Raw genomic sequence first — 8,418 nt, 5'->3', positions numbered from 1 at the left:
CGCGGCACACGAGTGTCAGCCCCCGGCGCGCCATGCCGCCCGTAGCGCGTCTCTGAGGGGGTGACGCCGGGCGCGCGAGCGCCTCGGCCACCCCCGAAGCAACGCGCGCAGGGTGTGCATGGCGTGAAGGGGGCGGGCGCCATCGCCAGGAACGACCCAGCTACGACCCAGCTACGACCCAGCCCCCTACTCCACGGCGTACTTGAGCGCATAGCGCGCGATCGACTCCATCACGATCTCCATCGCCGCCTCGCTCTTGCGCCACCCCATGATCTCCATGCGCTTCCCCTCGAGATCCTTGTAGATCTGGAAGAAGTGCTCGACCTCCTTGAGGTAGTGCGGCGACAGATCGGCAATATCGAAGACGTCCGAGTAGTACGGATCGTCTGCCGGGACCGCCAGGATCTTGTCGTCGGGCTCACCCTTGTCGAGCATCATGAGCACCCCGATGGGACGCGCATTGATCTGGCACCCCGGAAACGTGGGCTCATTGATCTTCACCAGCACGTCGAGCGGGTCGCCGTCTTCGTGCAGCGTGCGCGGAATGAAGCCGTAGTCGCCGGGGTAGTGCACGGCGGAATACAGCACGCGATCGAGCTTGAAGTGCCCGGTTTCCTTGTCCAGCTCGTACTTGTTGCGCGAACCCGACGGGATCTCGATAATGGCCGTGACCTGCTCCGGCGGCGCGTAGCCCGGGGCAATGTCGTGCCAGGGATTGTGCAGCATGCGGCGTACTCCGGGATGATTCAACGCCGCGCCAGCACGGCGGCCGCGTCGATGGCGAAATAGGTGATGATGAGATCGGCGCCGGCGCGCGCGATGGCCACGAGCGATTCCATCATCGCCCGTTCACCATCGATCCACCCGCGTTCGGCCGCGGCCTTGATCATGGAGTACTCGCCGCTCACCTGATAGGCGCAGAGCGGGAGTCCGGTGTCACGCTTCACGGCCGCGATGATGTCGAGATACGCGCCGGCCGGCTTCACCATCAGAATGTCGGCGCCCTCCTCCACATCCTGCCGTACCTCACGCAACGCTTCGCGGGCGTTCGCCGGATCCATCTGGTAGCTGCGGCGATCACCAAAGGTGGGCGTGCTCTCGGCCGCCTCGCGGAACGGCCCGTAAAAGGCCGACGCGTACTTGGCCGCATAGCTCATGATGGGCACGTGCGAGTACCCCTCATCGTCGAGCGCCTCCCGCAGATGCCCGATGCGGTGATCCATCATGTCGCTCGGCGCGACCATGTCGGCCCCGGCCTCGGCGTGCGCAATGGCCTCCTTGGCGAGCAGCAGCAGCGTGGCGTCGTTGTCCACGTCGCCATCGCCGGTGAGCACACCGCAATGTCCGTGATCGGTGTACTCGCACATGCACACGTCGGTGATCACGAGCAGCTGCGGGAACGCCTGCTTCACCGCGCGCACGGCTTTCACCACGGGGCCGTGCGGGTCCCACGCCGAGCTGCCAATGGCATCCTTCGTGTCGGGAATACCGAACAGCAGGATGCCTCCGATCTTCGCGTCCACTGCCTTCTGCGCGTCGTTCAGCAGTTCGTCTACGCTCGTCTGATATACGCCGGGCATGCTGCCAATGGGCTGGCGCAGCCCCTCCCCGGAACGCACGAAGAGCGGCCAGATGAACTGCGCCGGATCGAGTCGCGTCTCGCGCACCGCGCGTCGAATGGCTTCGGTGCGACGCAGCCGCCGCAGGCGTACCGGGTTGGGACGCGTCATGCCGAAGGCGGCGGGGTCGAACGCTTCCACGCTGAAGCTGCCGTCGCTCACTGGGAGACCTCCGGAAGGGACTCGGCACGCGGTGCGCGCGCCGGATGCGGCGGCGCAGCGCGCAGCTCCTCGAGGATGCCCGCCCCGCCGGCCGCATGCAGCTGGTGCGCGAGCTCACGTCCGCTGGCTGCGGGATCGTGCACGTTGATGGGGAGCCCGCCACGCACCACGCTGGAGCCGTCCACACTCGCCACCAGCCCGTGCAGCATGAGACCGTACTCCGCCTCGTGCAGCGTGGCCGCGCCAATGGGCACCTGACAGCCCCCCTCGAGCGTCGCCAGCAGCGCGCGTTCGGCGGTGACGCTGAGGCGCGTGGCGGCGTGATCGAGCTGGCGCAGGATGGCCAGCATGGCCGCGTCGTGCGCGCGCGCCTGCACGGCGATGGCCCCCTGCCCCGGTGCACCAAGCCAGTCGGGCGCATCGAGCAGCGACACGATGCGATGCCCGAGGCCGAGACGGCGCAGCCCGGCCGCGGCGAGCAGCGCCGCATCCACCTGCCCGTCATCGATCTTGCGCAGGCGCGTGCCCACGTTGCCTCGCAGCTCGCACACCTCGAGATCCGGGCGCAGCGCGCGCAGCTGCGCGCGACGACGCAGGGAGCTGGTGCCCACCTTGGCGCCTTCCGGCAACTCGGCGAGGCTGGTGGCCGCGATACCGGGGCGCGTCACGAACGCATCGCGCGGGTCCTCGCGCTCGAGCAGCGCCACCACAATCAATCCCTCGGGATCGGCGGTGGGCAGGTCCTTGAGCGAATGCACCGCACAATCGGTACGACCGGCGAGCAGGTCGGCCTCGAGTTCAGCGGTGAACAGCCCCTTCTCGCCGATGGCCGCCAGCGGCTTGTCGAGAATGCGATCACCGATGGTGGTGTATGTCACGAGCTCCGATTCGACGCCAAGCGCCGCCAACAGTGAGGCGGTCTGGCGCGCCTGGAAGAGGGCGAGTTCGGAGCTGCGGGTTCCTATGCGGAGTGGACCGGTCATCCCTAAAGATAGAGGCACAGAGGCCCTGAGGCACAGAGGAGGGGAATCTGAGGGCTGAGTACTATGACTAAAGACTAGAAACTCCCCCGGACATCGCGCGTTTTCCGGGGGAGTTTCTAGTAGTCAGTAAAGGTCTTCAGTTCTCAGTTCGACCCGCCGCGATAGGCCGCCACGATCGCCTTCACCCACCCCTCCATCGTCGCCGCCGTGCTTTCCACCTTCACCGGAAAGCCCGCCACCCGCGCCGCGCGCGCCGTGACCGGCCCGATGGCCGCCACCGGCAACCGGCTCGCGTGCTCCGGCGGCAGCGCGTCGAGCAGCGAGTCCACGGCACTGGGCGCGGCAACGGTGACCAGATCGAGCTCCCCCGCCGCGACCAGCTGGCGCACCGTGGCCTGCCCGTCAGGATCGGCACCACTGCGGTAGCAGGGCACCACGTCCACCGTGGCTCCCAGAGCACGCAGCCCCTCGGGAAGCACATCGCGGGCGCCGGCGGCAGAGGGATACAGCATGCGCGCCCCCTCGATGTCACTGCGTTCGGCCATGAGGTCGAGCATCCCTTCGGCCTGCATCTTCTCCGGCTGCACCGTGGGAGCCCGCCAGCCTTGCGCGTCACAGGCCTGCGCGGTGGCGGTGCCGACCACGGCCAGGCGGCGGGTCGCCATGGCGGCGTCGGCACCGCGCTCGTTCACCACACGCGCGAGGTGTTCGACCGCGTTCACGCTGGTGAGCAGAATCCAGTCGTAGTCGGCAAGCCGACCCACGGCCGCGTGAAGCGGCGCGAGGTCGAGCGTTTCGATGCGCGTGAGCGGAATCTCGTGCACGGTGGCGCCCACGCGGCGCAGCGCCGCGGCCAGCGGCCCGCCGCGCTCACCGGCGCGCGTAACGGCGATACGCACGCCACGCAGCAACTCGCCAAGCGGCGCCTGCGCCCTGCCTCCCGCTCCCTGCACCCTGCGTCCTCCCTCAGCCCTGCTTTGTCTTGGCGATACGGCGCGCCATGAGCACGAGATAGGCGAGCAGGGTCCCCACCGTGATGACATACCCGGCCCACATGTAGGACTCCGTTGCCGGCGGCCCCTCGCGTTTGGCCACGTACGCCACGGTGTCCTGGACCGCAACGCGCGGCGCGAACAGCCCCGCGCTCACGCGGCCTCCAGCGCCGCGCGCGCATCACGCAGCGTGGCCCAGCGGAACCGCACACGCAGCAGCGCAAAGAACAGCAGCGCGAATGCGGCGAGCGCCATGAGGAACGTGGCCAGCATTTCGGGGGGCAACGACGGCTTCTCCGGCTTCAGCACCACCGGACCGGGGTGCATGCCGCGAAACAGCTTCACCGTGAGATGGATGAACGGCACCAGCAGCGCGGCCAGCGACCCCATGACCGCCGAGAGGCGCGCGCGGTTTTCCGGGCTCTCCACGGCGCCGCGGAGGACCAGGTAGCCGAGCACGAGGAGCCACAGAAAGAGCGTGCTGGTGATGCGCGCCTCCCACACCCACCAGGTGCCCCAGCTGGTGCGCGCCCACACCGGTCCCGTGGCCAGCACGATGCCCATGAACAGCAGCCCGACTTCGGCGCTGGCCTCCGCCAGCCGATCGAGTCGCTCGTCCTTGATCCACAGGTAGCCAATGCTCGACACCGCGAGCAGCCCGCAGGCCACGTACAACCCCATGATGGCCGATGGCACGTGCACGTAGAAAATCTTCTGGGCCGCGCCCAGCATGGCATCGACCGGCGTGAACCAGATCGCGCGCACGCAGACCGCGAGCACCGCAACGAGGGCAAGGGCGAGGAAGCCGTCGACCGGCTTGACCTCCGGCATCTTGTCCGGGGTGATGGTGGCGGCCGAAGTCGCCATGTGCACTACTCCTCGATCGTGTACGGAAAGACGACGATGCACGCCGTCACGAAGACCAGGTCGAACGCGAGCAACAGCTTGAACCAGGGCATCGCATCCTCGAGCGGCTGACCGCGAAGGATGTACGCCGAGGTCTGTGCCGCCGGGATCACCAGCGGCACGAAGAACGGCAACGTCATCATGGGGAGCAGCAGCTCGGCCAGTCGCGTGTTGCTCGCGATGGCGGCGAACAGCGTGCCCACGGCGGCGAGTCCCAGCGACGCGCAGAGCACGATGCCAATGAGCACCCCCCACGCGCTCCCCACCTGAAGATCGAAGAACAGCGCCACCGCCGGAAGCGCCAGCGCCTGGACCCCACTTACGAACACCAGATTGGCCAGAACCTTTCCCACGAAGATGCTTTCGCGGCTCACCTGGCTGGCCAGGAGCCCGTCGTACGCGCGGTCGGAGAGCTCGAGCCCGAACGACCGGTTCAGCCCCAGCAGCCCGGAAAAGGTGAAGATCACCCAGAGCACCCCCGGCGCGAGGTCGAACGCCGGGATGGCGGTGGGATCCCACGTGAACCGGAAGATCACCACGGCGAGCACGGCAAACACGGTGGCCGCGAGAAACGCACTGCGCGTGCGGAACTCGATGCGGAGGTCCTTGCCGGCAATGCGCAGCGCGTCGGCCACGAACGCCGGCGCCCGGTGCCCTGCGGTCACGGTTCGTCCCGTGCGCGACACCGGTTCGCTCACGCCAACCCCTCGTGCACCAGTGCCCGATACCGCCCCTGAAACTCCGCCAGATCGAAACCGCCGGGCGGCGTGGGTTCATCGTGCACGAACGTGCCCTGGCGCATGATCACCGCGCGCGTGGCCAGCGCAATGCCCTCCACCAGATTGTGCGTCACCAGCACCAGCGTGGCCCCGCCTGCCTTGAGTTCGCGCAGGGCGTCGGTGAACGCCAGCGCCCCCACTTCGTCGAGTCCCGTGTACGGTTCGTCGAGCAGCACCAGCCGCGGCGCATGCACCAGCGCCCGGGCAATGCTCACGCGCTGCTGCAGCCCGCGACTGAGAAAGCGCACCGGCTGATGCTCGCGATCGAGCACCCGAAGGCGGCGCAGCACGTCGCTGGTGGCCGTGTCGGCGTTTACCACCCCCTGGCACTCGGCGGCGAAGCGCACGTTCTCGCGCACGGTGAGTGCCGGGTAGAGCATGGAGTGGTGGCTGATGAGCCCTACCAGGCGGCGCGTCTCCGATGGCCCCGGCAGGGGCACCCCGTGCAGCTTCGTGGTTCCCCTCGTGGGCTTGAGCAGCCCGCCCAGCAGCCGCAACAGCGTGGTCTTGCCAGCGCCGTTGGGGCCGAAGAGCGCCAGGCAGTCACCGTCGGCCAGCGTCAGCGAGATGCCATTGACCGCCTTTCGTCCCCCGAACGCCCGTACCAGCCCCTCGGCCTCGACGGCCGCCGGCGGATGCGGCAGGGCGGAACCGGTGGCCGCACGCACGACAGCTGTCGCACCGGTTTCGTGAGGGATCGGCATCGCTCTACATTAGCGGAACAGGCCGTGCCCCGCGACGTACGTCTGGGTAGTCGGGGCGGTGTACGGCCACACCCCGCACGAACGCCGCATTCCCCACCACCGGCCGCGCCGGTCACAGGCTCATGAGCGATATCGACGTCCTGCTGCAGGAAACCCGTACGTTCCCGCCCCCGCTCGAATTCCAGGCCGAGGCGCACGTGCGCGACTCGCGCCTGCACGACGAGGCGTCCGTGTCGCCCCACGCGTTCTGGGCGCGCGAGGCGGGCACGCTGGAGTGGATGACGCCGTGGGACACGGTGTGCGAGTGGACGCCGCCGCACGCCAAGTGGTTCAGCGGCGGCACGCTCAACGTGAGCGTGAACTGCGTGGACCGGCACATTCACGGCCCGCGGCGCAACAAGGCCGCGCTCATCTGGGAGGGGGAGCCGGGGGACCGCCGCACGTGGACCTACTGGGACCTGTACCGCGAAGTGAACCTCGCGGCGAACATGCTCAAGCAACTGGGCGTGACCAAGGGCGATCGCGTGGCGATCTACCTGCCCATGATTGCCGAAGCGGTCGTGGCCATGCTGGCGTGCGCGCGCATCGGGGCCGTTCATACGGTGGTGTTCGGCGGCTTCTCCCCCGACTCGCTGCGCGACCGCATCAACGACTGCGGCTGCAAGGTGCTCATCACCGCCGATGGCGGCTATCGGCGCGGCCAGACGGTGCCGCTCAAGCGCAACGCCGACGAGGCGCTGAAGGCGTGCCCCACCATCGAGCACGTGCTCGTGGTGATGCGCCGGCGCAGCGGGGTGGGCGACGAAACGTTCGCCGAAATGCAGGACGGGCGCGACCACTGGTGGCACCGGCTCAAGCGGGAGGTGCCCACGTACTGCGAGCCCGAGGCGATGAGCGCCGAAGACGTGCTGTTCATCCTCTACACGAGCGGCACGACGGGCAAGCCCAAGGGCATCGTGCACACTACCGGCGGCTATCTCACCGGCGCGATGGCCACCACCAAGTACGTGTTCGACCTCAAGGACGAAGACGTGTACTGGTGCACCGCCGACATCGGCTGGATCACGGGGCACACGTATCTCACCTACGGGCCGCTCGCCAACGGCGCCACCTGCGTGGTGTACGAGGGCGCGCCCGACTGGCCCGACAAGGACCGGTTCTGGCAGCTCTGCGAGCGCTATGGTGTGACGATCTTCTACACGGCGCCCACCGCCATTCGCGCGTTCATGAAGTGGGGCGCGCAGCACGTGGAGAAGCACGACTTGTCGCAGCTGCGGTTGCTGGGGAGCGTGGGGGAGCCCATCAACCCCGAGGCGTGGATGTGGTATCACCGCGTGATCGGCCAGGAACGCTGCCCGATCGTGGACACGTGGTGGCAGACCGAGACGGGCTCCATCATGATCACGCCGCTGCCGGGGGTCACGCACACCAAGCCGGGGAGTGCCACCGTGCCCTTCCCCGGCATCACGGCCACGCTGCTCGACAGCAACGCCAACGAGGTCACGCAGGGGGGCGGGCTGCTGGCCATCACGCACCCCTGGCCGAGCATGCTGCGCACCATCTGGGGCGACGACCAGCGCTACGTGGACACCTACTTCAGCAAGTGGCCCGGGCGTCCGGATCTTTACTTCCCCGGCGACGGCGCCAAGCGCGACGACGACGGGTACCTGTGGATTCTGGGGCGCGTGGACGACGTGCTCAACGTGGCCGGGCATCGCATTGGCACCATGGAGGTGGAGAGTGCGCTGGTGGACCACCCCGCGGTGGCCGAAGCGGCGGTCGTGGGCAAGCACCACGACCTCAAGGGGCAGGCCATTGCCGCGTTCGTGACGCTGCGCGCGGGGTTCACGCAGAGCAGCGCCCTGCGCGACGAACTGCGCGAGCATGTGGCGCTCAAGATCGGCGCGCTGGCGCGGCCGGATGACATTCTGTTCAGCGCCGACCTGCCCAAGACCCGCAGCGGCAAGATCATGCGGCGGCTGCTGCGCGATATTGCCGAGGGGCGGGCGCTGGGGGACACGACCACGCTGGCGGACCCTTCGGTTGTTGCCGGGCTGAAGGAACAGTACGAGGCGCAGGAGTCGTGAGTGGAGTGCGGGGGGCCCCGCGGGGGGGCCCCGTGGGTTGGGGGGGGGCGGAAGTAAACTGACCGGGGCCCGGGGGGGTTGGGGGGTGGGTGGGGGTGTGTGGCTTTCCGTCTTTCGCACGGGGCGGCAGACCTCAGCGCCCCCCGGCCCCCTCGCCCCCCCCCCCCGGCCCCCCCCCCCCCCCCC

Annotated in this window: 9 protein-coding genes; 1 reads left to right on the top strand and 8 read right to left on the bottom strand. The window is 68.7% G+C overall.

Going from position 1 to position 8,418, the window contains the following annotated elements; translation table 11 throughout:
• Positions 1-186: 186 nt before the first annotated feature.
• The 8 genes from O9271_RS18180 to O9271_RS18145 all read right to left on the bottom strand — a co-directional run bounded on the left by O9271_RS18180 (position 187) and on the right by O9271_RS18145 (position 6,145).
• Positions 187-726, bottom strand: coding sequence for an inorganic diphosphatase (locus tag O9271_RS18180; protein WP_298272918.1), 540 nt, complete (start codon positions 724-726; stop codon positions 187-189).
• 20 nt (positions 727-746) lie between these two features.
• Positions 747-1,730 (bottom strand): porphobilinogen synthase, encoded by a 984-nt coding sequence (gene hemB, locus O9271_RS18175; protein WP_343213943.1) that lies wholly within the window; start codon positions 1,728-1,730, stop codon positions 747-749.
• 47 nt (positions 1,731-1,777) lie between these two features.
• The gene (gene hemC / locus O9271_RS18170) at positions 1,778-2,764 is read right to left on the bottom strand and encodes a hydroxymethylbilane synthase (protein ID WP_298272914.1); all 987 of its coding nucleotides are present in this window, start codon (positions 2,762-2,764) and stop codon (positions 1,778-1,780) included.
• A gap of 143 nt (positions 2,765-2,907) precedes the next feature.
• The gene (locus tag O9271_RS18165; protein ID WP_298272912.1) at positions 2,908-3,717 is read right to left on the bottom strand and encodes a uroporphyrinogen-III synthase; all 810 of its coding nucleotides are present in this window, start codon (positions 3,715-3,717) and stop codon (positions 2,908-2,910) included.
• A 13-nt stretch (positions 3,718-3,730) separates the two neighbouring features.
• Positions 3,731-3,913 (bottom strand): hypothetical protein, encoded by a 183-nt coding sequence (locus tag O9271_RS18160; RefSeq protein WP_298272909.1) that lies wholly within the window; start codon positions 3,911-3,913, stop codon positions 3,731-3,733.
• On the bottom strand, positions 3,910-4,623 hold the full coding sequence (ccsA, locus tag O9271_RS18155) for a cytochrome c biogenesis protein CcsA (RefSeq protein WP_298272906.1): 714 nt from the start codon (positions 4,621-4,623) through the stop codon (positions 3,910-3,912). Before ccsA ends, O9271_RS18160 begins: the two co-directional genes overlap by 4 nt.
• Before the next feature lie 5 nt (positions 4,624-4,628).
• Positions 4,629-5,360 (bottom strand): heme exporter protein CcmB, encoded by a 732-nt coding sequence (locus O9271_RS18150; protein ID WP_298272904.1) that lies wholly within the window; start codon positions 5,358-5,360, stop codon positions 4,629-4,631.
• Entirely contained in the window at positions 5,357-6,145 is a 789-nt protein-coding gene (locus O9271_RS18145; protein WP_298272901.1) for an ABC transporter ATP-binding protein, read from the bottom strand. The genes O9271_RS18150 and O9271_RS18145 overlap by 4 nt, the downstream gene beginning before the upstream one ends.
• 122 nt (positions 6,146-6,267) lie before the next feature.
• Between O9271_RS18145 and acs the strand changes: the two genes are divergently transcribed.
• Positions 6,268-8,232: an acetate--CoA ligase gene (acs, locus tag O9271_RS18140; RefSeq protein WP_298272898.1), complete on the top strand. Its 1,965-nt coding sequence runs from the start codon at positions 6,268-6,270 to the stop codon at positions 8,230-8,232.
• The last annotated feature ends 186 nt before the right edge of the window (positions 8,233-8,418 follow it).

Origin of the sequence: Gemmatimonas sp. (assembly GCF_027531815.1) — a bacterium.
Taxonomy (GTDB): domain Bacteria; phylum Gemmatimonadota; class Gemmatimonadetes; order Gemmatimonadales; family Gemmatimonadaceae; genus Gemmatimonas.
Note: the sequence above shows the minus strand (reverse complement) of the source record. Positions and strands in the feature narration are given on the sequence as shown.

Excerpts from the sequence above, each read along its gene's own strand:
- hemC (WP_298272914.1), bottom strand. The coding sequence starts at position 2,764 with ATGACCGGTCCACTCCGCATAGGAACCCGCAGCTCCGAACTCGCCCTC.
- ccsA (WP_298272906.1), bottom strand. The coding sequence starts at position 4,623 with ATGGCGACTTCGGCCGCCACCATCACCCCGGACAAGATGCCGGAGGTC.
- acs (WP_298272898.1), top strand. The coding sequence starts at position 6,268 with ATGAGCGATATCGACGTCCTGCTGCAGGAAACCCGTACGTTCCCGCCC.
- hemB (WP_343213943.1), bottom strand. The coding sequence starts at position 1,730 with ATGACGCGTCCCAACCCGGTACGCCTGCGGCGGCTGCGTCGCACCGAA.
- O9271_RS18180 (WP_298272918.1), bottom strand. The coding sequence starts at position 726 with ATGCTGCACAATCCCTGGCACGACATTGCCCCGGGCTACGCGCCGCCG.
- O9271_RS18145 (WP_298272901.1), bottom strand. The coding sequence starts at position 6,145 with ATGCCGATCCCTCACGAAACCGGTGCGACAGCTGTCGTGCGTGCGGCC.